Origin of the sequence: Rhodococcus qingshengii JCM 15477 (assembly GCF_023221595.1) — a bacterium.
In the GTDB taxonomy this organism is placed as follows: Bacteria; Actinomycetota; Actinomycetes; order Mycobacteriales; family Mycobacteriaceae; genus Rhodococcus_F; species Rhodococcus_F qingshengii.
Window position 1 is genome coordinate 467,466 of sequence record NZ_CP096567.1, and the last position, 23,606, is coordinate 491,071.

Consider the following 23,606-nt stretch of genomic DNA (forward strand, 5'->3'; position numbering starts at 1 on the left):
ACGGGTCCCGCGTGCAGGCAAGATTGTGGGCTGAGCACGGTAGTTGTCGCGAGAGGTCGGATTTGTCATGGGTTCAGTGCACGAGGTCATCGAGGCGTTCCGTGAGGCTCCGTCGAATTCGGAGCGGGGCACGAAGTTCGAGCAGTTGATGGTCCGGTACTTCGAGCTCGATCCGCTGCTTTCGCAACAGTACGAGAAGGTGTGGCGCTGGATCGACTGGCCTGGCCGTAAGGGTAAGCCGGACACCGGCATCGACCTCGTAGCCCGCGAACGCGACACCGGCGAGTACACCGCTATCCAGTGCAAGTTCTACGAACCCACCAGAACCCTCTCCAAGGGCGATATCGACTCTTTCTTCACCGCATCGGGTAAGGCTCCGTTTTCCAATCGGGTGATCATCTCGACGACCGATCGGTGGGGGAAGAACGCCGAAGAGGCTCTGGAGGGACAGTCGATCCCGGTGCAGCGGATCGGGATGGCCGAGATCGCCGAATCCCCGATCGACTGGGACATCGCCTGGCCCCAAGGGGAGCTGCAGGTCAACCTGTCGGAGGCGAAACGTCACGAGCCGAAGCTGCATCAGCAGACCGCGATCGACGATGTCTTCGCCGGGTTCGAGAAGGGGAGCGACCGCGGCAAGCTGATCATGGCGTGCGGTACCGGAAAGACTTTTACAGCGCTCAAGATCGCGGAACGTGCAGCATTGGAGAACGGCGGCAACGCCCGCATCCTGTTCGCGGTGCCGTCGATCTCCCTGCTCTCACAAACCCTGCGGGAGTGGACCGCGCAAACACAGTTGGATCTGCGGGCGTTCGCGGTCTGCTCGGACACCAAGGTCTCCCGCTCCGCCGAAGACTTCAACATCCACGACGTCGCGATCCCGGTCACCACCGATCCGGCGAAGCTGGCGGCGGAGATGGCGCACCGTAAACGCGCCAAAGGTTTGACGGTGGTGTTCACCACCTACCAATCCCTGCCCGCCGTCGCGAAAGCGCAAGAGCTGGGGGTGGATCCGTTCGACCTGGTGATCTGCGACGAAGCGCACCGCACCACCGGCGTCACCTTGTTCGGGGAGGACGATTCGAACTTCGTCCGCGTCCACGATGCCGAGTTCCTCAAGGCCACCCGCCGGCTGTACATGACGGCGACGCCGCGGATCTTCGACGAGACGGTCAAGGACAAGGCCGAAGAGCATTCGGCCGAGTTGACGTCGATGGACGACGAAACCGTCTACGGTCCGGAGTTTCACCGGCTTTCGTTCGGTGCGGCTGTCGAGCGGGGTCTGCTCACCGATTACAAGGTGATCGTGTTGACCGTCGACGAATCGTTGATGGCCGCGCCACTGCAAGATCAGCTTGCCGGCGTGCACAGCGAACTGCGTCTCGATGATGCGTCGAAGATCATCGGCTGCTGGAACGCGCTGGCCAAGCGCGCCGGTGAAACCCCCGAAGGAACAGGCTTCGCACCGGGGGAGGCGCCGATGCGCCGCGCGGTCGCGTTCGCCAAGGACATCGCCGCCTCCAAGCAGGTCGCCGAAGTATTCCCGACGGTCGTCGATGCCTACCGTGACCTGCTCGAGAACAGCGAAAACGACGGCGGCACGGTCGATTCCACCAACCTGGACTTGACGTGTTCGGTGCGCCATGTGGACGGCACGTTCAACGCGCTGCAGCGCAACGAACAACTCTCCTGGCTCAAGGCACCGATCCCTGAGGGGGAAGCCCGGATCCTGACCAACGCCCGCTGCCTCTCCGAAGGCGTGGATGTTCCGGCGTTGGATGCGGTGATGTTCCTCAACCCCCGCAACTCGGTGGTCGACGTGGTGCAATCCGTGGGCCGGGTGATGCGCAAATCCGACGGCAAGGACTACGGCTACATCATTCTGCCGGTCGCGGTGCCGGCCGGAGTCAGCCCGTCGGAGGCGTTGTCGAACAACACCCGGTTCAAAGTGGTGTGGCAGGTCCTCAACGCGCTTCGCGCCCATGATGATCGGTTCAACGCGATGGTCAACTCCATCGCCCTCAACGCCACCACCAACAAGAAGGACGGCAAGGGCAACGACCGCCTCCTCGGTGGGCACATCGGACCACTCGTCGAGGTGGGCGAGAGCTTCGACAACAACGGCAACAGCAGTAGCGGTAGCAGCGGTAATGGTGTCGATGGAACGGGTTCCGGCAACGATTCTGCGCAGGGTGTCGCCGACGGCACCAACACCGGCGACGGTGGTGGGATGGCGACGCAGATGGCGTTGTTCTCCCTCTCCGAATGGCAGGAAGCGATCTACGCGAAGATCGTCGACAAGGTCGGCACCCGCGCCTACTGGGAAGACTGGGCCGGTGACGTCTCCGACATCGCCGCCGCGCAGATCACCCGCATCAACGCCCTCCTCGCCGGCGCCAACACCGCAGTGGCGGAAGAGTTCGAGCGGTTCCTCACCGGTTTGCGCGACAACCTCAACGATTCGATCAGCCGCGACGACGCGATCAGCATGCTTTCGCAGCATCTGATCACCAAGCCCGTGTTCGACGCCTTGTTTGCCGAGCACGACTTCGCATCCCACAATCCGGTTTCGCGGGTGATGCAGTCGATGGTCGACACCCTCGACGACAGCGGTCTGGAAGCGGAAACCGCCAGCCTCGACGCCTTCTACGCCTCCGTGCGAGTCCGGGCTACCGAGGTGACGAGCGCCGAAGGCAAACAGAAAGTCATCGCGGAACTGTATGAACGGTTCTTCAAGATCGGCTTCAAGAAGCAGTCCGACGCCCTCGGTATCGTCTACACCCCGGTGGAGATCGTCGACTTCATCCTCCGCGCCGCCGATGCGGCACTGCGGGATTCGTTCGGACGTGGCCTCACCGACGAAGACGTGCATGTTCTCGATCCATTTACCGGAACTGGAACGTTCATGACCAGGCTGCTGCAATCCGGGCTCATCAACCCGACCGATTTGGCCCGCAAGTATGCGAATGAGTTGCACGCCAACGAGATCACGCTGCTCGCCTACTACGTCGCCGCGGTGAATATCGAAACCACCTATCACGCACTGGTGGATCAGGGCGGAGACGCGGCGTACGTTCCGTTCGAGGGCATCGTCCTCGCTGATACCTTTCAGATCACCGAAAGCGGTGACAGCCTCGACGCGGAGATGTTCCCGCAGAACAATGCTCGGATCATCCGCCAGAACGACACCCGCATCAACGTCGTCATCGGCAACCCGCCGTATTCGGTGGGGCAGACCAGCGCGAACGATCTGAATGCGAACGTCGGTTACCCGACGTTGGACGGCCGCATCGCCGACACCTACGCGAAGCTCTCGACCGCGACGAACAAGAACAGCCTCTACGACTCCTACCTGCGCGCGTTCCGTTGGGCGACGGACCGCATCGGTGACTCCGGTGTGGTCGCATTCGTTTCCAACGGCGGTTGGGTGGACGGCAACACCGCCGACGGAATCCGACTGAGCATGGCCGAGGAATACGCACACATTTACGTCTACAACCTGCGCGGAAACCAGCGCACCGCCGGTGAACTGTCTCGCAAGGAAGGCGGAAAAGTTTTCGGCTCCGGTAGCCGCAACACCGTCGCCATCTTCATCGGCATCAAAAACCCGGCGCATCACGGTCTGTGCGAGATCCACTACCGCGACATCGGCGACTACCTCACCCGCGAAGACAAACTCTGGATTGTCTCCGAAGGGCACCTCAATACCGTCGAGTGGCAGGCGATCACCCCAAACAGTCACGGAGACTGGGCAAATCAGCGTGACGACACGTTCACGACCTGGCCGGCCATCGGAGACAAGAAGGGGACCGCGAGTACGGCAGTGTTCGCTCAGTTCTCAATGGGACTCAACTCCGCGAAAGACGCCTGGTGCTATAACTTCGCAGGTGATGCGCTGACCTCCAACATCGACCGACTTCTCGAGAACGTCAATCTTGCCGCGACGACTTTCGAAACGCTCGTAAGTAAGGGGGAAATGGCACGAACCGGTGTCGCGATGAGCAAGTTCCTTGATCAGAGACCAGACCTGGCTGACGGCACGAAGCTGAAATGGAGCCGGAACCTGATCAATAGCGCGGCACGATACGCCCCGCTGACCGCCGACGAGGATGGGATGCGTATCGGCAGCTATCGGCCGTTCTGTAAGCAGCGTGCCTACCTTGACCGCAAGGTCAACGACATCATCTACCAAATCCCGTCGATGTTCCCCACACCGCACCACACAAACATCGGCTTCTACGTGGTCGGTACAGGCTCGGACAAACTGTTCTCAGCGTTGATGACCGACGAGATTCCCGATTTGTCCTTCTGGGGCTCGGGAAGTGGTCAGTTCTTCTCCCGATGGACCTACGTCAAGCCCGAATCGGCTGATGGTGAGCTAGATTTCGCTTCCACCGACACCACCGAGGTCGACGAGCACGGCTACCGCCGGGTCGACAACATCACCGACGGCGTCCTAGCCCTCTATGTCGGCGCGGTCGGCGATCAGGTGACCAAGGACGACATCTTCTACTACGTCTACGGACTGCTGCACGATCCCGCCTACCGCGAGACCTACTCGGCGGACTTGAAGAAGATGCTCCCGCACATCCCGACCCCGGACAGCCGGGAACGTTTCGAGCAGTTCGCCGCGGCCGGTCGCCGGCTGTCCGAACTGCACGTCAACTACGAGTCCGTCGCGCCGTACGACCTCGACGTGCAGCTCAAGACCGGCGCGAACCTGGACGACCGTGAGACGCTGCGGATTTCGAAGATGAAGTGGGGCAAGCGGAAAGACCCGGATACGGGTAAGAACGTCGACGACCGCACTACCATCGTCTACAACCCGAAGGTCACCATCACAGGTATTCCGGAGGAAGCTGAACGCTTCATGCTCGGCTCGCGTTCGGCGTTGGCGTGGATCATCGAGCGCTACCAAGTCAAGACCGACAAGGCATCCGGGATCGTCAGCGATCCCAACGGCTGGTGCGACGAGCATGACGACCCGACCTACATTGTCGAGTTGATCAAGCGTGTCACCACTGTCGCAGTCGAAACCATGAAAACTGTTGATGGACTTCGCGCATGAAGACAACGGATCGCAGCGCGTGGCGCGAATCGCGACCCCGTAGACAATCGCCGAGGTGTAGGGCGTGCCATGCCGTCGCAGTTCCGGGCGGCGGTAACCGTTGAGTGCGACGTCCAGAAGTCAGGAGCGCGACAACGATTTAGCGGTCTTACGTGACCAACTCGAACCCGTGATCGCGAGCCTTCGTGACCTTCATAACGGCGATAAACTTGCGGCGGGGTGCGAGCATCTCGGCCTGCCGACGCCGCCCGGCGAAGGCACGAAGGCCGAGCGCATCGGTGCGAGCTTCACTGCATTACCCGACAGTGACCTTCCTCAGGTCGCCGTGGCGGTCCTACGTGAGCTGAGGATGGCTGCAGCAACGCGCAATGCAGTTCAGGATGCGCTCTGGGCCTTGGCAGATTCACCACAGATCGAGCGCCGAACTCGGCGGGACATCGCACGAAGCCTCGACATCGAGGACGTGGCCATAGGTGGAGAGCGGCTCGTCTCGATGCTGGACGCACTGTGGATCCTCGACGACAGACTGTTCGGCGACCTCTTCAATGACCGGGGAAACCTGCGAGACCGCGTCCACCGGCACGTCATCCACAATCCTGGGGACTGGTCCACCGAAGAGTTGTTCGAGCAACTCGGAGCGTTCGAGGCGAGTGACCGGCGGTTCGCGATGTTCCTCGAACGACTGATGTCAGCTGACGTCGTCCTCGACGAGGCGGTCCAGCGACGTCTCGTCGACACAGTGAATCCGCACCTACATGCGGTGGGGCTCGCACTGATCGAGACCGGTGCAGATGGCGGCTACCCGGTGTTCGAAGTTGTTGCCACATCGGTAGCGCGCAACAGGCGGCCGAAGAACCTCGTCTTCGCCTCACCGGTGCGGCCGGACATCCGTTTCGTCGACGCTGTCGACAACGACATCGAGATCGTCGATCACGAGGATGCCGACACCAGAGCCCTTGTCTACGACCGCTCCATTGGCCCGGACGGTATCTGTTGGCGTGATTTGCAGGCCTGGTGGAAAGAAACGGAAGGTTTGGATGACGACGAACTAGCGAAATCGACGCTGTACAAACGTCTTCGGTCCAGTCTCCCCAAGACTTCCCCGCCACAGGCCTTTCTGTTCGACCAGTACCACCACATCTTCAAAGACTTCGTCCAAGACCTTCCCGCGCTCCTGCCCGAAGTATGGCTGCACTGGGACCCCAAAACGATCCGGCACCGCGGCGTGAATGCTCTGCCGAGACTCCGTATGGACTTTCTGTTGCTCATGCCGGGGAGCACGCGGATCGTCCTCGAAGTCGATGGGCAGCATCACTATGCAACCGATGGGAAACCCGACCCGCGGCAGTACGCGAAGAACGTGTGCGCCGATCGCGAGCTGAAGCTGCGTGGGTACGAGGTCTTCCGGTTCGGTGCCACTGAGCTGCGAAACGACGCGCAGTCGCGAAAGTTGGTCCAGGACTTCTTCGAAGCACTCTTTCGGCGGTACGACGTTCCGGGCCTCACGTAGTGCGCGGTGACCTGGAAAACGGAACTCCGCTAGCGACTTAGGACCACTGACAGTTCCGTGCACGCTGTGGTGGAATCGCCCCGATGGAGACCCCGCGCAAACCGATGACAAGTTGCAAACAGTGGAGACGATCGCGTCGGTGAATAAGGATGCTGTTGTTCGTTTTCGAAATCGACCCTCACCCGATAGCGTGTGTACCTGTGCTCGATACCAGTCATCCGGGACCGGACTACACACTTCGATGGCCGAGGGAACTGTTCGTTCTCGAATCCAAAGCGCTGCGCGAACTTGTATTGAGTAACAAAGCGGAGTGGAACAGGGGAGTCGAGTGGTTGCTCACTGAAGCATTCGTCGCAGATGTACCTGCCGACGATTTTCGCGAAGCTAGTCAAGGATTCCTTCGCTCAAGTGACGTGTGGGCATCGACTCCGGCCAAGCTGGGGCGCATAGGTACTAAACCGGAGACCCTGTTTCTGCAAGATCTGATTTCGGCCGCTGAAAGACTTCCTGAAGAACATTCACCGCGACCCTATTACGCCGCCCGAGTATCCAGTCGCTCGTCTGAAGCTGCCCACCGTGACAGTCCTGACCTGGCTGCTGCGCAACGGGATTGGTTAAGAGAAGTGGCACTCATTCAAAATCGTGGATATCTAGATCGAGTTGCCCCCCGCCCGTGCGTCGATGACGATTTTCCTGGATTGCAGGATCAAGACCTCAAGCTAGACGAGGTGATCGCTGAACGATTGGGCGAAGCTGGCTTGTGGTGGCCACGCCCAGAAGTATGGGACGAACAAACGTTCTACAGTCTCATCGAAGTTTTCCATGATCTCGTGGCTAGACCGCGGGATCGCTGGCTCCACAATTTCAACGGTTGCGGATGGCACTACGAACGATTTGCTCCCTATCCGGCGCAAGTGCTGTACCGGTGGACGGTCAACCGAATGCTGAAGCGTCACGGGATCGATCTGATTCTGACCAAGAGCGGGGAAGACACTGGACGACTGGCTCATCGAGTCGACGAGGGACGCCAAGACCTCATCGATTCTGCGTTGGACGCTCCGGATCAGGAACGGAGAGTGTCTGTTTCGCACGCCATCGCACTATTTCGCTCACGAAACGCGGGTCGCGATGAGAAGCGCAGTGCATGCACCGTGCTCGCAAGCTTGCTCGAAGAGCGGCGCGCGCTTCTGAAATCTGAACTCTTCAAGAAAGACGAAGGAGCGCTGTTTCAGATTGCAAACGAGTTCGCCATTCGGCATCGAGATGCCAAACAACACCCCGAGTATGACGATGCGTATCTCGATTGGATCTTTTGGTGGTACTTGTCCACAATCGAGCTCACCGACAAGCTAGTCCGCCGCCAGACCGACGGATAGCCGATCTGAGAGCTGAGGGGACTGCTGTTGCCAGAAATCTTCCCGACTCGTGACTTTTTGTTGCGTTTCAGGGCAAACTCCGTGAACAGCAACGGCTTCCGGAGACTTTAGTGTTCTTCAAGTTTCGTGGAGTTGGGGACTGCCCCCGTTCACAGTGAGGTCTTGTCCCATAAGATCGTTTCCAATAGGTTTTTCAGTCTGGCTTGGGCGGCTGGAGACTGCTGCTGCAACATGTGCGCGATCTCAGCTTCTGCACTATCGATCAGAGGCAATCGCCGGCGGAGCAAATCACTCGATTCCCCGCGGTACGTCTCTGCCTTCTCGTACGCCGCAATGACGTTGTCGAACCATTTCGTCAGTTCGTAGGCATCGTCAGGCCCGCAACCGGGGCCATCGCTCCAGGACGTTTCGAAGTCGTCGAACTGCTTGGACATGTCTTCAATTGCCGAACGAACTTCGGCCTCCAAAGTCACAGTCTTTGCGTAGAAGACCGCACCGGAAGCCGCGGCGATCCGGTCCCGCAGAAGTGAATCTGAGGTCTTTAACTCGTCTTTGTCACCGCGTCTCGCTGCGTCTCTGGAGCGCTCCAGGGCCGGTCGGATTGATCCAATCTGTGCCCACATGTCTGCGATGGCCTTCGTGTTATCTCGGCGATGGTTGAACTCGCGTTCGCGGATTGCGCGTGTCTCCGCAGTTTCCACCGACCTCTCCGCGATCACTGCGGACTGCTGAGCAATCCCAATTGACTTCCGAGACGAGGTGAGGGCAACCACTACGGCGATGAGGGTGACCGATGCTGCCACCCATGCGGAGAGCGGTCCAAATACCTGCGTATTCCAGCCACCCCGAACGGTGATACCGCCGAATATTCCACCCACAAAGCCAGCGATGACCAGGGCAGTCACAGCGCCCAAGCGTCTCAAAAATTTTTGCATCTGCCCAGCCTATGGAGTGGCACCACATAGCACGAAGAGATGACGAAGCTAGGCTTCTTCGGCGGAGCCGGTGCTTTGTATATCGACGACCCCGTACCCGATCCAGATGATAGTGCCACCGCTAGGGTTGCTTTATGCCGATTGAGCTTTCAGGTCGTCCGATCTTCTTGGCGTCGCCGGGGAACCTCGCACACGAACGGGATATTTGTCGAAAGACCGTCTCCGCGTTCAATGAGGAACGAGCCAACCCCGCCCGGGTTCACTTTCTCGTCCGAGGTTGGGAACAGTTCCCCGCGGGTGTCGGAAGGCCGCAAGCGAGGATTAATCCGTATATCGACGACTGCGATTTCATGATCTTGATGTTGGGAGATCACTGGGGCTCTCCTCCAAGCCTCGACGGGCCCTATTCGTCGGGTACGGAGGAGGAGTTCCATCGCTGCCTTGAGCTGTTGGAATCATCGGATGCCTGCATGCGTGATCTCCTCGTTCTGTTCAAGACGATTGACGCCGGCCGTCTCCGTGACCCAGGCCCACAACTTTGCAAGGTGATGGACTTTCGTGACCGCTTGGAGCAGTCGAAGAGCTTGTTGTTTGATTGTCAATGGCCACGAAGTTCTCCCCGTAGGCGGCCAGTAGTTCTCCCCGCTGGTGGCCACGGGTTCTCCCCGGTGGCGGCCAGTTGTTTTTCCCCACCCGCTTTCTGATTTGGGTTAGCTGAAGGGCTTCACCCCCTTGCCGGTGGTGGCTTCGGTGAGGCGGAAGGAGTCGCCGTCGGTGACGACGACGTGCGCATGGTGCAGGAGCCGGTCAACGGTGGCGGTGGCCAATGTTTTGGGCATGATCTCGTCGAAGCCGGAGGGGTGCAGGTTGCTCGAGACGGCAATCGCTCGGCGTTCGTAGGCAGCGTCGACGAGGCGATAGAATCCTTCGGCGGCGTCTTCAGAGACCGGGAGCAGACCGATGTCGTCGACGATGATCAGGTCGGAGCGGATGATCCTCGTCAGGGCTCGGGCGATGGAGTCGTCGGCACGGTGCCGGCGGACCAGGGCACCGAGGTCTTCGATGGTGAACCAAGACACCGCCAGCCCAGCTTCGACTGCGGCCTGCCCGAGTGCCTCGGTGAAGTGAGACTTGCCAGTTCCCGAAGGCCCACAGACGCAGAAACATTCACGCCGCCCGACCCACTCCAGGGTGCGGAGCGCGTCCTGGGTGGCGCGGGGAATCGACGATTTCGTTTCGTCCCAGTCGCCGAAGGTCTTGCCGGTAGGGAAACCCGCGCGTTTGCGGCGAGTGTGCAGGTTCGCCCGGTCCCGGCCGGCGGCTTCCTCAGCGAGGAGAACCCGCACGACTTCGGCGGGGTCCCAGCGTTGGGCTTTCGCGGTCGGGATGATATCGCTCAAGGACCTGCGGATATGGGGCAGTTTCAGGCGTTTAGTCAGGTCGATCGCCTCGGCCAACGGGTCGCCGTTAGCGCTGGTAACAGTGCGCAAAGGGGTGCTCATCAGGCGTCATCGCTTTCATCGTCAGTAGTGGCTGGGCTGGCCGGCGCTGGTGTCTGGCCGAAGGTGGACCAGGCGGCGGTGCCCGGTTGCAGAGTGTGGTTCTCGCTGCGACGGACCGGATCAGCGTGTTCGTGGGTGACTTGGTAGTCGAGGATCGAGATCAGGTCCCGATCGGCGAACCGGCCGGTCATCGCCGCCGTCCCCAACGCTCTGTCGACTGCGTCCGGGGAGTGCAGCTTCGAAAGGTCCACGGCCTCGGCCATCTTCGCCCTGATGCGGCGCGCTCCCGCGGCGGCAGCCTCGACCAGCCAGCTGTTGGCACCCTGGCCCAACTGTAGGAAGGCGAGCTCGGCGGCGGTACGAGGCTTGGGCACCCGGTCGGCGGCGTCGCGGTCTGGGCGGGGTGGGTAGTGGTCGTTGTCGAGGACCGGTGAACCGGGTTGGCCGCGGCGGTGCCGCGCGACTTCGACTGCACCGCCATCATTGTCGACGGCGGTCACGATCAGCTCCTCACCATGGAAGCGGGCCCAGACCCGAGTGTCGATCAACGTGTGCGGCACCGAATACCGCACCCCTTCCACCGAGATCGTCGACTCCCAGTTCACCCGCCGGGTAGTGCCGAACACCGCGGTGAACGGAGATTTCGGCAGCGGATGCAGCCGCTGCAACTCTTCGGCCAGCCGCTCGACCGGCCGCCGCCGAGTAGAGCTGTGGACGCGGGTGTTGACGTCGGTGCAGAACTGCCGGCAAGCCGACTCGAGCTCACCGAAAGAGTGATACTGCTCGCGCAGGTTCACCTCCTTCGGCAACAGGTCGGCTTTGGCGATCCGCACCGTCGCCTCACTTCCTCCCTTCGACTCCGGATCAGCAGGTAAACACGTCCGCAGCGTCGTGCCGTAATGCCGTGCCACCTCCACGATCTCCGGATTGCGGACCGCGATCCCGGCCACGTGATCGATCGTCGCGGTCTTCTCGTTGTCGGTGAGGACATAGACCGGAACCCCGCCCAAGCGGCGGAATGTCGCATCCAAACACGCCGCCACCGTCGGCAATGTCTTGTCCCAGATCGGGATCACCACCCGAAATCGCGACCACGCCAACCATGCGCAGAACAACGTCGTCTTCCGGCCGGAAATCGTTGGCCCGTCACCGAAGTCGTACTGTAACCACAGCCCAGGTTCGGTTACCCACGGCCGATACACTCGCCGCCGACCAGCCCGAAACTGGGCCTTCGCCTCCGCGACCGTCCGGCGCGTGGTCCGCTCACCGCCGGTGAACCCCAGCGCGACGATCCGTTCGTGGATGACATCCGCGCGGACCTTGCCCTGCGAGCGGACCACCAACTCCTCGATCTTCGGCAGAAAGTCGTCGATCGCCCGCGCTCGATGCCGCCGGCGGTCCGGCGGCTGCCCCGCAGCGCGCATCTGCACATACCGGGCCACCGTGTGGTGATCACACCCAGCCAGCTCCGCCGCCGCCCGATAACTACCCGTGAGGTCGTACGCCTCCAAAATTTCCATGATCTCCCTGCTCGATTTCATCCACCCAGCGTTGCCGGGACCGAATCTGACTCACAGCAGGTGGGGAACTATCTGGCCGTACGCGGGGAGAAACCATGGCCACAAAATGCGCCATAAATGGCCGCCAGTGGGGAGCTTACGATGGCCGTCGACATTTGATACGTTCGATTCGGACGACAGTCTGTCGGGCGTCATCACGCGGAATCTCGTTGAATGGGCGGCTCAACCGCTTGGAGTTCGCGTTCCACAGACGATCACGTTGCCCGCGCAGATGACTCCAGCTGAGCTATCGGCTTCAACACCGATGCATGAGCTTTCGGACTCAACACCGATGCAACTCCTCGCGACTGCCAAGAGGCACGCGGCGGCTGGGCACCTGATGCAGGCCGAAGCGGCCTTCTCTCATGCAATTAAGGACGGGGATCCCGAGGCATTGACGGAGTTCGCCCAGTTCATGAGGCGAACAGGGCGGCTCGAACGGGCTCTCGCGCTCAACAATCAGCTACTCGCAGATCCCGCCTTACTGGCCAGAGGCGACGCCGAAGCGGTCGCTTATAAAACAAATTCTTTAGCCAATATGGGTGTGATTCATCGTAAGCGTGGTGAGTTGACCCAGTCCAGGGACCTGTTGCACGAGGCCGTCGAAACTGCACGGGCAAGCGCGCAACCCATCAATCAGAAACTGTGTTACGCGCTGGACAACTACGGGTTGACCTTGTTGAAGATCACGGAACCTGATGCAGCCATTCAACTTTTCGAAGAGGCACACAGTTTGCGTCAGGATTTTGGGTCCCCGAAAGAACTAGCGCAGTCTGCAATCAATCTCGGTCGGAGCCAAATGCGCCTTGGCGACTACGCGGCAGCGGAAGCGAGGTTCGCCGAAGCAATCGACTTTCTACGAGACGATCACGATGATCACCTGATGGCCAACGCGTTGTCGGGTCTCGCGGAGTCGGGGCTGCGGCAAGGTGCGGCCGACGGGGCCCAGGGCCACATCGAGCAGGCACTCAAAATTAATGAACGAATCCAGAACTCCGATGGGGTCAGCATTGCGCACGCGCTGTTTGCGCAGCTCCTGTTGCTGGAAGGCGCACCGGATGAGGCTGAGAGGCATGCGCTCGTATCGCAGGAGAAGAGCGAGAAGTCGAACAATGCTGCCGGCCTTGGCACAGCAGCCTGGCTGCTCGCGGAGGTGGCATTCGCGAAAGGAGGGACTTCACGCGCGAGGGCGCTACTGAGGGAAGCGACTGTACACGCCAGGAAGGCTCAGAGCCCCTTGCTGGATCGGGACATCGAGCAAACCTCCGTGAAGCTCAGCGCAGCGGGGACCTAGTAGTAAATTCTCGTCATCGAATCGGCTTACAAGGCTTCGACTGAATCCAAGTGAGGCTCGGCCAGAATAGACAGGTCAGCCGGCCGTCGGGCAGCGTGCCGCAACCTGTGTCGATGAAGGCTCGATCGTGTTCGATCCGGGGGAGAAGGCGACGCTGAGGAGAGTGACCATAGATTGCGAATCGCTCGGTGTCCCCTGTCGTGTCGATCTCATGGGCCGGGCGTTCATGCGTTGCAACAACGCCGTCTACCACAACCTGATTGGCGAGCGAGTTCAGAAAGTCAATGTGTGTGGCGGGAACACTTTCCCGAAGCTGGGACAGTACGTCGGCTCGCGGCGCACCGACGTAGGACACAACCGTGGATGCTCCCCCGATCCGCAAGAAGCTGTCAAAACCGTCGCCCACTAGCGAGTCAAGGAAGGCTTGATCGTGATTCCCCATGATGAATGACGTAGAGATTCCCTTGGTCTGCTGCAGTCGGATCAGGAAGTCAATTACCTCACGAGAGTGCGGTCCACGGTTCACGTAGTCACCGAGGAAGACAAGGTGGGAGGTGCGAGAGCGTGCCGCTGTTACGAGTTCGTCCAGTTCTTCAATGCAACCGTGAATATCACCGATGAACCCGATCTCGTTCATAGAATTACTTTCGGAAGCTCGGCGTAAGGAAGGGATTCGTCCACGCCGAGAGCTAAGGTAGCCAGCTTCTCAAGGTCAGGATTGCTTGTCGATGAGCTAACGATGAGCGCGTGTAGGGATCCAAACGGGTTGTCGCCGGGTGCGCCTACTACCTCAATCAGGCGTTGGCGCAAATCGTCGAGGACACCGAGACTAGGAGCAGGATACTGCTCTGGATGCGACGACAGCAAGATAGTCAACTCTGGCTGATTGAACCGCACCGCCAATTCCTCGACTGAGAAGCATGGACGCCCATCGCGTAGAGCCAGGGTGTAGATGGCCGTGCGGAGTAAGTACCGAGCGACCTGGCACAACCCCGGCAGATAGATAGATTGCTCCTCGCGTGGCAGATCGAGAACAATTGCGAACTCGCGAATCCGTTGGAGTAACTCCTGTGGGTCGGGCGGGGTGAACGTGCTCAAGATTTCGGCCATTCGGCCTTCGGTGTCGTGCAAGGCAATCCCGTCCCTCGCCAGATGCATCCCGAAGAGGGTAGCTCGGGCATCGGCCAGTTGGGTGGGGGTGTAGGCGCTCAGGCTTAACTTGCCTTCCATTCCGGAGTCGGCCCGGAACTGTGACATAACGAGAAGGTCTAAGTCAGAAGTGGCTGATGCATCGCCCCGCGCCCAACTGCCGTAAAGCAGTACACCAATCGCGTTTCCCTGAACTCGCGTGCAGACCTGCTCAATGAGCATGTCGTCGACCAGAAGTTCCGCGAGTTTTTTGCGGATGGCCTCAAGATCGACCGGCGATTCAGGTTCGTGCCAATCTAACTCGAATGGATCAGTATTGGTCACACCTATCGTCCTTCCGTACTGATCAGCAATGGACGATGGCCTCGGGTGCACATTGCCCGTGTATGTACCCAAGCGATAGCGCTCTGCAGCGCCATTCAATTATGCACGGCAGCCTCGGGTGGAGCGCTGCCAGTGGGACCTCATCGTGTAATGCCCACATAGACCGTCCACACCCCGCCGCAGTGGCTCTGCTGTCAAAATTCAGGTGCCATTGACAGGTTGTGCGACGGGACGGTCCAGGCGAGCCGCTCAGCGGTGTTCGACAGATCTCGCGGTGAGGCATCGACATCGATGAAGCCAGCCTGCGTCGAGCCGTCTGACGACGCTAACGACTGATGCGCAATTTGCTCTACCGCTGAGGTTTCACCTCACCGATCTACATCGCGCTGCAGTCCGGGAGCTGAAGGGCTTTCAGCTGACCAAGCCCAAGGTTGCTGGCTGATTCCCCGCCGACTTGCAGCGTTAACTTCGGCATGTACTGCTGGCGTGTCAGACGGCGTGGACGAAGCCTTGAATGGGCGCGACCTCCGGCCTGTGTGGGCACCCCTGGCCGCAGACTTCGTGTGGGGTGCCGACGTTCCGTATGTACAACTCCCCGAAGCGAAACCCAAGCGTCGCCCGATCCAGCGTGAGTATCGACCTGCGGTGTACCGGCGGGGCGGGCGGAGAAACTGGGCAGGGAGATGCAGATGCTGTCGACACCGATCATCGATCACCGTGCAGCCGCGGATGGGCAGGTCTCGGCCGACAACGAACCCGCAGGGTGCCGGCACGGGAGGGCTCCCGATTGGCGCGCTACATACCCAACTCCGGAAGCAGAACGCCCACGCGCAGCGTGTGCTGCGGGCCGTCGAAGCAAGGAAACCTGTCGGACCGATAGGCGACGATGGCCCGTAGCGTCACAGAGACCGCCGCGACGGTATGCCGGCGCGGCAGTGAACGGCCCAGCGTCGTCCGCAGCGGCATCACCAAACGAGAAATGGAGACACAAGATGAGCGTCGACGGATTCGTGTTCGTAGATCTCGAAACCACCGGCACCGAAGCCGAAGTCTGCGAGATCCTCGAAATCGGGTTCGCGCTGTACTCTGCCGACCTCATGCCGATCGAGCGTTTCGAGGCCCTCGCAGTCACCACCGGTACATCTGCCCTGATCGACCGACTTCACACCGATCCAGCGTTCGACGTCGTGAAGCGAATGCACACTGACAACGGGCTATTCGCCGATCTACGTACTGAAATCGCAGCAGCCGGCGACAACGCACCGCAGGATCTGTCCGGCTTCGAATCCGATATTGTCGATCTCCTCGCGCGGTGGGGCGTCGACAGCTCGACTCCACTATGCGGCAGCTCCCACCGCATGGACCGCGAGTTCCTGGCGCGGTGGATGCCGAAGACAGACGCGTTGTTCTCCTACCGGATTATCGACGCCTCGTCGTTCCGCGAAGCTGGCTTGCGCCTCGACCGCGAACGGACGAAATCACGTCTCGATCTCGTCGCCAAATATGGGGCACCCGCTCACCGCGTTGTCGAGGACATGCACCACTCTGCGAACGTGCTGCGCGTATTCCATGACAGAGCCCCGATTCCCCTCGGCGCGTGACCTGTCGGACGTCTCGAACGGGCCGGTCACCCGAGAGCTCCGAGCTAGTCCGCGAACGCCGGCGATTGCGCGCATGAATCGCGTCGTGGAGAGTCCAGTCAAGGGTCGGTAGCGAGACTGTCGTCCGAGTTTTGTTGATGGACAACCTGATCGAGTGACGTCGTGGGAGTACAAATGGGCCAAGTTTGGAGCCCTAAGTGGTTCGTGTTGACGACGGTTGAAAACTGGTCCTGGCCCACTTTCCGTGATGGCGCTCGCGGCACCTACCATCGCGGCCTCAACGGACGCGGTGGACCACGCAAAAACCTAACAACCCCTGCACCTGAGTTAGTGTCAGCTATGTCATGACAACGCAGTGTGTCAACGGCATCTGAATCTTGATCCCTTTCCGGCATCTGAAAGTTGACCCCTGCGTGCGGTTATGCGATCAGGTCTCGGTTTTCTGACTGGGCATCGGACGGCCGAGATCACGATCCTTGAGGCGATAGCTGTCACCTTTGAGCGAAATGACATCTGCGTGATGGACCAGCCTGTCGATCATCGCCGCGGCCACGACCTCGTCGCCGAACACCTCGCCCCATCTATCTGGGGTTGGCACTTGTTCGTCTCCGTGGAAACCCGCAGCTCGCTGGGACTTCAGCATGTTTTCGCGTTCTAGCCTTCTCAAGCTGTGAGCGGTCTATATTAGGTGCTACCTTAATCGTTCAGGTGTGAAGAAGGTGTGCTGATGACCGAAGGTCTGCGGCTGATCCCGGGCAACGTCGTTCCGATAGAGTCGATCGAGTCAGATCCTGTTGTGTTCCAACGCAACTGCGTGGACGCCTTCGTCGCGTCCTGGCGAGCTCGGGGCTTCAGCCCAGTCACTATCGACAACGACATCGGGCTACTCGAGCGGACGCTGACGGCACTGGGCCGGCCGGCGTGGGAAGTCACCGCCGAGGACATCGACCGAGTCGTTGGCAGCCTCGCAGTCGCGGGCCGTGCTCCGTCGACTCGGCGGGAGTATGTGCAGATCTTCAAGGGATTCCACTGGTTCCTCCAGGTTCGCAAGGCAGCCGAGATCGAGGCCGTGTTCGGGGTGAAGCTGGTCTGCCCGGTGGATGAGTTCAACGCCTCCCGCCATGTCGGCGACGATTCGCCGGCGCTGGTGCCGCCTCCGACTCCGGAGCGCGTGCGGGAGTTCTTCGAGTTCATGAAGGCGCGCATCATCACCGCCCGAAAATATGGGCCGGCAGCTCGGGACTACGCGCTGTTCCGGACGCTCTATCATGCCGGACTGCGCTCGGAAGAGGCTGCGCTGCTCGACCTTCCGGATGTGCATTTCGATCGTGGTCCGTTCGGCAAACTTCATGTCCGCTTCGGTAAGGGCGCCAGGATGTCCGGTCCTCGGCCGCGATGGGTTCCGATGCTCGACGGTCTGGACCTGGTGCTGCGCTGGTTCCTGACCGACGTGCGGCCCAAGTTCCCGGACTCGCCGGTGTTGTTCGCCGCCGAGTCCGGCGGGCCGCTGCATCGTGGAACGATCCGCAACCGGCTGCGATATCTGATGGAGCTCGAAGGGCGCCCGCGTTCGGAGCGGTTCAGCCCGCATGCGCTGCGACGTGCGTGCGCGACCCACAACTATGAGCGTGGCGTGGATCTGGTTGCGATCCAACAGCTTCTGGGTCACTGGACCGTCGGATCGACGATGCGGTATGTCCGGCCATCGGAGACCTTCATCGAGGACGCGTATCGGCGCGCGGTGACCACCACCCTGGCCGAGCTCAGCGGAGAGGACGAGCGAGCGTGAGGATCAAGTGGCGACTGCGGATGGCCGCGGCCCAACGCGAAGTGTGGACCGGGACCGAGCTGCGCAGGCTACTGGCAGACAAAGCCGGGCTGGAGATGTCGGCGGCGTCGGTGTCGGCGCTGTTCACCAAGGAACCCACCCAGATCAAGATGACGACGCTGATCGCGTTGTGCACTGCCTTGCAATGCACTCCGGACGACTTGTTCGAGATCGACACCACTCCCGTCGAGCGTCCTGCCGAGCCGCCAATCCGACCGGCGCCGACGCAGCGCCAAGCCGTCAACGCCCGCGGCCGCTCGCTGCCGCCGATGTGACGCTTCGACCTGGAAGTCATTGCAGAACATGGGTAAACGCCAGCGTGACTGTGTCGAGTGCGGCGGACCGGTGGGCATCATCGGCCGCGACCTGTGCTGCCGGTGCACCGCCCGCGCCAAGGACGCGGCCGCCAAGCAACCGTGCCCTGACTGCAGCCGCAGTAGGGTGCTCGTCGTCGAGACAGGTCGTTGCGTGCTTTGTTCCCGCCGGTGCGCGCAGTGCGGTCACAAGGTCCGCTTCGCGGAGGCCGTGTTGTGCCGGGGCTGCCAACACAAAGCCGACCTGCAAGCTCGGCAACAGGACTGTCCGCGGTGCGGCAAACCCGGGTATCTGCGCGTGGACACCGGCTGGTGCGGTCACTGTTCGAGGCCGCGACCTTCGAAGAAGCCCCCGCACGTCTGCGTCGCCTGTGGCGTGTTGCGCCGCCATGCCGGCCGCGGCATGTGCTCGCGATGCTGGCAGCGCCATCCGGATCGGCCGCATGTGGCCGGCGAACATCTCCTAACACGTCTTGCCGACCCGCCGGATTGGCTGCCCGGCCTGATCACCTGTCTCGCCGACGGCTATTCGCCAGGCCGTGCGTGTGTGGCGGTCACCGAGCTGGGGCGACTGCTCGACGACGAGCACTCCAATCATTCGCCGTCCCTGCTCGATAGGGCACGCCGCTCAGGTCGTTCCATGGGTCCGCTGGCCAGATCGATGCAGGATTTCTTCACCGAACACGGGCTGGCGATGCCGACCGACCAGAACGAGCGACTCGCCGCCGGCCGTCGGCAACGGCGGATCGAAGCGGCCCCAGAGCCGCTGCGGCCGGCAATCGCAGGATTCGCCGAGTTCATGCTTACCTCCAGGGCCCGTGCTCGCCGGGCCGGAACACTGCCCCGCAGCGATTCGACCATAGAGGCCGCACTGGCGGCCGTTCGAGATTTCGCTTCGTTCTTGAACAGTGAACGCGGGAAACAAGATTGGGCGACCGTCGAGCTCGGCGACGTCGAGGCGTTCCTAGTTTCCCTGCCGAAGTCGCGCCAGCGAAGAATCACCGTGCTGCGCCAGTTTTTCCGATTCGCGCGCAGTCACCGTCTGGTCCTTGTCGATCCGACGAAGAGCCTGGACAGCAAAGAGGCCAAGGGTTTTCGTGGCCGGACGCTCACTCTCGAGCAACAGCGCCGGTTGTTCCAGCGGTGGACCACCGACCTGCTGGTGCATCCGCATGAATCCCTGGTCGGCATCCTCGCCTTGCTGCATGGCGCTTCCAGTCGCGAAGTCCGGCTGATGACCTGCGACGATGTTGATCCGATTCGACAGACCGTCAGGCTTGGCAAGCGACCGCATCCGGTCCCGATGGACCCAGCGAGCTGGACGATCGTGCAGCGCTGTTTGGCCCATCGCGCCTCCTGGCGAACCGCCAATCCGCACGTCATCGTCACCAAAGGGACCAAGGCCGGACGGTCACCCGCATCGGTCGCCTATCTGAGTCATGTGCTCGACGATTGCGGGTTCGGCCCACGGATGATCCGCTGCACTCGCCTTATCGATCTGGTCAACACCATGGATCCGAAGCTCGTCGCCGCGGCATTCGGCATGACCGCCGAGGCCGCCATGATCTACCTGGCAGACTTCGTCGACCCGACCCGACTGCCGAACCCGTGAAACTTCGGCGCCACTACGCACAGATTCGCGCGAACATGTGCGCTTTGGAGAAGGACTCGTTTGACGCGATCGCGACGGAATTCTTCTCCTCCCGTTCGGTCAACACCTGGAAAAGCAGCTCAGCACCTCGCTTGTCGAGTTCCATGTAACCGAGTTCGTCCAGCAAAAGTAGATCCACTCGGCCGTAGCGGGCGATCGTGCGGGCGAGTTGTTTCTCGTCGGCGGCTTCGACGAGCTCGTTCACTAATCGGGTGGCGAGGACGTATTTGACGCGGTAGCCCGCTTCGGCGGCCGCCGCGCCGAGCCCGATGAGTAGATGCGATTTCCCGGTTCCGGAGTCCCCGATCAAGCACAGGGGTTGGCCTTTGCGGATCCAGTCGCCGGTGGCGAGGGTGCCGATGGTGGCGGGATTGATGTTGGGGTTGGCGTCGAAATCGAAGTCGGCCAACCACTTTTCGCGAGGGAACCCTGCTCCCTTGATTCGCCGCACCACACTTCGCCGGTCACGGTCGTCGCATTCGGAAAGCAGCAACTCCGCCAGAAATCCGTAGTACGAAAGCTGGTCCTTGCGGGCGGCAGTGGCGGCGTCCGCGACGACGGCACGGATGGTGGGTAGCCGTAGCCGGCGGCAGGCTTGATCGACTGCGGCGGTGGCGGCTTCCTCGGTTAAACCTCGGCGGCGCAGCGTGGTGGAAACCGTGACGGGTGGACGAACCATGTTCGGGCCTTCTTTCACTCGGCTCGGGCGGCGGATGGGGCGAGATTGCGGCGTTCGGGGAGTCGCAGGAGTTGGTCGTAGTGATCGACCGTCGGTGCGGGCCGAGAATCGGCTGGCAGACCAGCGATGATCGCTGCCGGATCGGCGAGACGGCGTTGGGTCAGGCTGACAACGCGTTGCTCGCGGCCGTCGCGACGAGCAACGAGATGACGGCCTGAATCAGACCCACCCGCATCGACCTCCGATGATGCGTGTCGGCGGGCTTCGACCGCGACGACATCAGCGGTCACTGCACCCACGGTCAGCGCGGCTTCGATGCCCGCGATTACGTCATCGCTATCGATGGTGCGGTGCAGGAGCAGGACATCGATGAGTTGGCGGGTTCCGCCGGCGTCACCGTCGGTTTTGCGGGCCGCCGCCCAGAACGCGTCATGAGCGGCGGTGAACGTCCCGTTTCTGCGGGCTGCGGCCAAAGCGCTGGCCCCTGGCAGGGCACCGGGTTTGGTGCGCAGTACTTCCAGGTAGTGGTCGAGATCGAGGCTCTGACCGCCCCGGGCGATGACCCGTTGATGGCGAGCGATCGCCGCCCGTCCGTCGAAGACCACCACTTCCGATGCCCGCAACGACACCCGCACCTTCCTGCCGATGAAACGTGCTGGGACAGAGTATTTCGCCATCCGCACCGTGATCAACGCTGACCGATCGACCCGCGGTTCCAGCGACAATCCAGGATCGAAGCCCTCGCCTGGAACAGGGCGCAGAAGCGGTGCTTCGACGGCGAAGTCCTGCCCGACAGTGCGTATCCGGTCATTGATGCGCCGACTGTCGTCGGCGGTGTCCCAGCCGCGGATCTTCTCGTTGAGCTCATCGAGGGAGTCGACAACAGGCATCGGGGACAATCGGTTTCGGCGGAACCGGCCCACCTCGCCCTCTACACCGCCTTTTTCGTGCGCCCCGGAGATACCAGGCTGGCAGTAAAACGGGTCGAACCCGAAGTGCGAACGAAACAGCACCCACCGCGGGTTCTCCACACGAGCACGAGATTGCCCGTAAATCACTTTCTGCACTGCACTGGTCAAATTGTCGTAGCGAATGTGACGGGTCGGGACACCGCCGATCTCGTCGAACGCGGCGATATGACCTTCGAGGAACGCTTCCTGCCCTTGGGTCGAGTACACGCGGTGCACGGATTTCCCCGAATGCGAGAGCCGGAAGGCGAACATGTGGCATTTCGTTTTCACCCCGGCCAGGATCACCCATACTTCACCGAAATCGACTTCCGCTTCGGCACCGGGTGCGTGTTCCTGCGGGACGAATACTTCGATGCGGCGTCCGGCTTCGACGTCGATCTGTGCTCGCCGGACCCGCACGTAGTCACGCACCGTGGAATACGAAAGGTGCTGCGCTCCATGTTCGTCGGCCAGCCTGGCGAGGATTCGGCGGGCCGTGTGGCGTTGTTTTCGTGGTGCGTCGATATCGGCGGTGAGCATGGCGTCGATCGCGGCTTTGAACGGATCCAGTTTCGGGGAACAGCGCACCGGGATCTTTCTCGGTGGCGGCTCCGCTTGCGCCAACGCCATCCGCACCGTTGCCCGGCCGACCTGGTGGCGGCGGGCCAACTGCCGGATCGAATACTCCTCGATCCGGGCGTCACGTCGAATTCGGGCGAACAACTCCATTCGAGTCTCCATCACTGCCCTCCAGCAGTTGCTGGCATCCGAACAAGCCAGATGGCACCAACTCTGAGGTGGGCTCAGCTCAAACCGTCATCATCGGTCCGGCGAGTCGCAGATGGGTCTGGGTCTGGCCGTCACGGTGGTCTCGACTCAAGCTGTCATAAACAGATGTGTACCCGTCAAGTGCTATGTGGTGAGCGCGGTAGTACCAGAACCAACGGTCCGGGCCGACGCGCAGCAGCTTCGCGATTGTAAGCGGCTGGTCCGAAGATAGGGTCGCGGTCGACCATTCGTGTTGCATCCAGGAGGTAGCTGCTCCGACGGGATTGTCGAATCGGCGAAAGTCCAGCCTTTCGCCGACAACGGCGATGTTCACGTCGTCATGCAGTTCCGGGACACCGTCCGTCACGCGTAGGTGAAGGCCTGCAATACCGAATTCACGGTGAGCGATGACCGTTGCGGATTCCAGGCGGTCTGCGTCCAGTTCTCCGGTCAACTCGGCATACTGCGCAATGACGTACGGGGTTGTGGGGTCGAGCGTCTGCGCGAAATATAGAGACCGTTGCGCGGCCGTCAGTGACGTCATACTCGGGCCCGGATAACGACGATTTCCTTGATGTCCTGTCCAGGTTCGATGACGCGCATCGACTCGAGATATGTCCTGCGCGACAACTGGGCTGTACCGTCCCAGCTGTGTGCGGGGCCGATTCGCGGCTTCCGGTTGCATAGCGACGGAACGTTAGGTGGGGTCGCTATGACGAGGTCGTATCGACGACCGCGCAACAGGGGCAGGAGGCCCCCACAGCTGACGCGGATTCTGGCGCCATGGAACTGTCCGCTCAACCACGGGCAGACTGCAGCGCGGCGTGAGATGTCGGCAGCGAAAACTGATTCGGTGCCGGGACCGGCTGCACAGGCGTTCACAGCGCCACGACCGGAGCGCGGGTCGAGTACCTGGGACGAAGCATCCATGTGTTCGGCGAGTGCGGCATCCGAAATCAATCGGGTACGGCTTTGTGGTGCATACACTCCGGGGAATCGAATCATCACACTGCGCTCCTGTCGTCGACTCGCTCTAAGGGGATTTTTGCGCCTGTTCCTTCCGCACGGTCCTTGCTCCGCTCTCACCGATTCGATAGA

At 61.3% G+C, this 23,606-nt stretch carries 17 protein-coding genes and 3 pseudogenes; 9 read left to right on the forward strand and 11 right to left on the reverse strand.

The genetic code is table 11. The features are described 5' to 3' along the window. Positions 1 to 67: 67 nt before the first annotated feature. The 3 genes from M0639_RS33360 (at position 68) to M0639_RS33370 (ending at position 7,954) form a co-directional block, all read left to right on the forward strand. Positions 68 to 5,068: a DEAD/DEAH box helicase gene (locus M0639_RS33360; protein ID WP_058038017.1), complete on the forward strand. Its 5,001-nt coding sequence runs from the start codon at positions 68 to 70 to the stop codon at positions 5,066 to 5,068. A gap of 169 nt (positions 5,069 to 5,237) precedes the next feature. Further along, complete coding sequence (locus tag M0639_RS33365) at positions 5,238 to 6,578, forward strand: AbiJ-related protein (RefSeq protein ID WP_197486208.1); 1,341 nt, start codon at positions 5,238 to 5,240, stop codon at positions 6,576 to 6,578. 200 nt (positions 6,579 to 6,778) lie between these two features. Continuing rightward, complete coding sequence (locus tag M0639_RS33370; RefSeq protein WP_058038015.1) at positions 6,779 to 7,954, forward strand: hypothetical protein; 1,176 nt, start codon at positions 6,779 to 6,781, stop codon at positions 7,952 to 7,954. Between the two features lie 149 nt (positions 7,955 to 8,103). Here the strand turns inward: M0639_RS33370 and M0639_RS33375 are convergent, their stop codons facing one another. Beyond that, complete coding sequence (locus M0639_RS33375) at positions 8,104 to 8,859, reverse strand: hypothetical protein (RefSeq protein ID WP_197486209.1); 756 nt, start codon at positions 8,857 to 8,859, stop codon at positions 8,104 to 8,106. A 164-nt stretch (positions 8,860 to 9,023) separates the two neighbouring features. On the opposite strand from M0639_RS33375, the gene M0639_RS35320 reads away from it, so the two are divergent. Continuing rightward, a complete protein-coding gene (locus M0639_RS35320; RefSeq protein WP_082893273.1) occupies positions 9,024 to 9,593 on the forward strand; it encodes a DUF4062 domain-containing protein in 570 nt (189 codons plus the stop codon). Positions 9,594 to 9,599: 6 nt separating this feature from the next. Here M0639_RS35320 and istB (M0639_RS33380) read toward each other — a convergent pair whose 3' ends face one another. Both istB (M0639_RS33380) and istA (M0639_RS33385) read right to left on the reverse strand, forming a co-directional pair. Then, positions 9,600 to 10,391, reverse strand: a complete 792-nt coding sequence (gene istB / locus M0639_RS33380; protein ID WP_003944771.1) for an IS21-like element IS1415 family helper ATPase IstB — start codon at positions 10,389 to 10,391, stop codon at positions 9,600 to 9,602. Then, entirely contained in the window at positions 10,391 to 11,932 is a 1,542-nt protein-coding gene (istA, locus tag M0639_RS33385; RefSeq protein WP_030538069.1) for an IS21-like element IS1415 family transposase, read from the reverse strand. Before istA (M0639_RS33385) ends, istB (M0639_RS33380) begins: the two co-directional genes overlap by 1 nt. 310 nt (positions 11,933 to 12,242) lie before the next feature. On the opposite strand from istA (M0639_RS33385), the gene M0639_RS33390 reads away from it, so the two are divergent. Beyond that, positions 12,243 to 13,244, forward strand: coding sequence for a tetratricopeptide repeat protein (locus M0639_RS33390; RefSeq protein ID WP_064074606.1), 1,002 nt, complete (start codon positions 12,243 to 12,245; stop codon positions 13,242 to 13,244). Between the two features lie 13 nt (positions 13,245 to 13,257). Here M0639_RS33390 and M0639_RS33395 read toward each other — a convergent pair whose 3' ends face one another. Both M0639_RS33395 and M0639_RS33400 read right to left on the reverse strand, forming a co-directional pair. Further along, positions 13,258 to 13,881, reverse strand: coding sequence for a metallophosphoesterase (locus tag M0639_RS33395; RefSeq protein WP_064074605.1), 624 nt, complete (start codon positions 13,879 to 13,881; stop codon positions 13,258 to 13,260). Continuing rightward, positions 13,878 to 14,717: a nucleotidyltransferase domain-containing protein gene (locus tag M0639_RS33400; RefSeq protein ID WP_064074604.1), complete on the reverse strand. Its 840-nt coding sequence runs from the start codon at positions 14,715 to 14,717 to the stop codon at positions 13,878 to 13,880. The genes M0639_RS33395 and M0639_RS33400 overlap by 4 nt, the downstream gene beginning before the upstream one ends. 992 nt (positions 14,718 to 15,709) lie before the next feature. Here M0639_RS33400 and M0639_RS33405 point away from each other — a divergent pair. Further along, positions 15,710 to 16,318, forward strand: coding sequence for a 3'-5' exonuclease family protein (locus tag M0639_RS33405; protein WP_064074603.1), 609 nt, complete (start codon positions 15,710 to 15,712; stop codon positions 16,316 to 16,318). Positions 16,319 to 16,745: 427 nt separating this feature from the next. On the opposite strand, the pseudogene M0639_RS33410 reads toward M0639_RS33405, so the two are convergent. Continuing rightward, positions 16,746 to 16,901 (reverse strand): annotated as a pseudogene (locus M0639_RS33410) (ATP-binding protein); the annotation flags it as partial. 144 nt (positions 16,902 to 17,045) lie between these two features. On the opposite strand from M0639_RS33410, the gene M0639_RS33415 reads away from it, so the two are divergent. Both M0639_RS33415 and M0639_RS33420 read left to right on the forward strand, forming a co-directional pair. After that, positions 17,046 to 18,107: a tyrosine-type recombinase/integrase gene (locus tag M0639_RS33415; protein ID WP_050655551.1), complete on the forward strand. Its 1,062-nt coding sequence runs from the start codon at positions 17,046 to 17,048 to the stop codon at positions 18,105 to 18,107. Further along, positions 18,104 to 18,421, forward strand: a complete 318-nt coding sequence (locus M0639_RS33420; protein ID WP_050655421.1) for a helix-turn-helix domain-containing protein — start codon at positions 18,104 to 18,106, stop codon at positions 18,419 to 18,421. Before M0639_RS33415 ends, M0639_RS33420 begins: the two co-directional genes overlap by 4 nt. Before the next feature lie 16 nt (positions 18,422 to 18,437). Here M0639_RS33420 and M0639_RS33425 read toward each other — a convergent pair whose 3' ends face one another. Further along, a complete protein-coding gene (locus M0639_RS33425; protein ID WP_231915142.1) occupies positions 18,438 to 18,782 on the reverse strand; it encodes a hypothetical protein in 345 nt (114 codons plus the stop codon). Between the two features lie 123 nt (positions 18,783 to 18,905). Between M0639_RS33425 and M0639_RS33430 the strand changes: the two genes are divergently transcribed. Then, positions 18,906 to 20,072, forward strand: coding sequence for a tyrosine-type recombinase/integrase (locus M0639_RS33430; RefSeq protein WP_231915141.1), 1,167 nt, complete (start codon positions 18,906 to 18,908; stop codon positions 20,070 to 20,072). Between the two features lie 16 nt (positions 20,073 to 20,088). Here the strand turns inward: M0639_RS33430 and istB (M0639_RS33435) are convergent. From istB (M0639_RS33435) to M0639_RS33450, 4 genes and pseudogenes are all read right to left on the reverse strand, one after another. Then, positions 20,089 to 20,790 (reverse strand): annotated as a pseudogene (istB, locus tag M0639_RS33435) (IS21-like element helper ATPase IstB); the annotation flags it as partial. Positions 20,791 to 20,835: 45 nt separating this feature from the next. After that, positions 20,836 to 22,481, reverse strand: a pseudogene (gene istA, locus M0639_RS33440) (IS21 family transposase); the annotation flags it as partial. Between the two features lie 67 nt (positions 22,482 to 22,548). Then, on the reverse strand, positions 22,549 to 23,052 hold the full coding sequence (locus tag M0639_RS33445) for a condensation domain-containing protein (protein WP_058037343.1): 504 nt from the start codon (positions 23,050 to 23,052) through the stop codon (positions 22,549 to 22,551). Next, positions 23,049 to 23,513 (reverse strand): class I SAM-dependent methyltransferase, encoded by a 465-nt coding sequence (locus tag M0639_RS33450; protein WP_058037342.1) that lies wholly within the window; start codon positions 23,511 to 23,513, stop codon positions 23,049 to 23,051. The genes M0639_RS33445 and M0639_RS33450 overlap by 4 nt, the downstream gene beginning before the upstream one ends. Between the last annotated feature and the right edge of the window lie 93 nt (positions 23,514 to 23,606).

Excerpts from the sequence above, each read along its gene's own strand:
- M0639_RS33445 (WP_058037343.1), bottom strand. The coding sequence starts at position 23,052 with ATGACGTCACTGACGGCCGCGCAACGGTCTCTATATTTCGCGCAGACG.
- M0639_RS33395 (WP_064074605.1), bottom strand. The coding sequence starts at position 13,881 with ATGAACGAGATCGGGTTCATCGGTGATATTCACGGTTGCATTGAAGAA.
- M0639_RS33405 (WP_064074603.1), top strand. The coding sequence starts at position 15,710 with ATGAGCGTCGACGGATTCGTGTTCGTAGATCTCGAAACCACCGGCACC.
- M0639_RS33360 (WP_058038017.1), top strand. The coding sequence starts at position 68 with ATGGGTTCAGTGCACGAGGTCATCGAGGCGTTCCGTGAGGCTCCGTCG.
- M0639_RS33415 (WP_050655551.1), top strand. The coding sequence starts at position 17,046 with ATGACCGAAGGTCTGCGGCTGATCCCGGGCAACGTCGTTCCGATAGAG.
- istB (WP_003944771.1), bottom strand. The coding sequence starts at position 10,391 with ATGAGCACCCCTTTGCGCACTGTTACCAGCGCTAACGGCGACCCGTTG.
- M0639_RS35320 (WP_082893273.1), top strand. The coding sequence starts at position 9,024 with ATGCCGATTGAGCTTTCAGGTCGTCCGATCTTCTTGGCGTCGCCGGGG.
- istA (WP_030538069.1), bottom strand. The coding sequence starts at position 11,932 with ATGAAATCGAGCAGGGAGATCATGGAAATTTTGGAGGCGTACGACCTC.
- M0639_RS33390 (WP_064074606.1), top strand. The coding sequence starts at position 12,243 with ATGCAACTCCTCGCGACTGCCAAGAGGCACGCGGCGGCTGGGCACCTG.
- M0639_RS33450 (WP_058037342.1), bottom strand. The coding sequence starts at position 23,513 with ATGATTCGATTCCCCGGAGTGTATGCACCACAAAGCCGTACCCGATTG.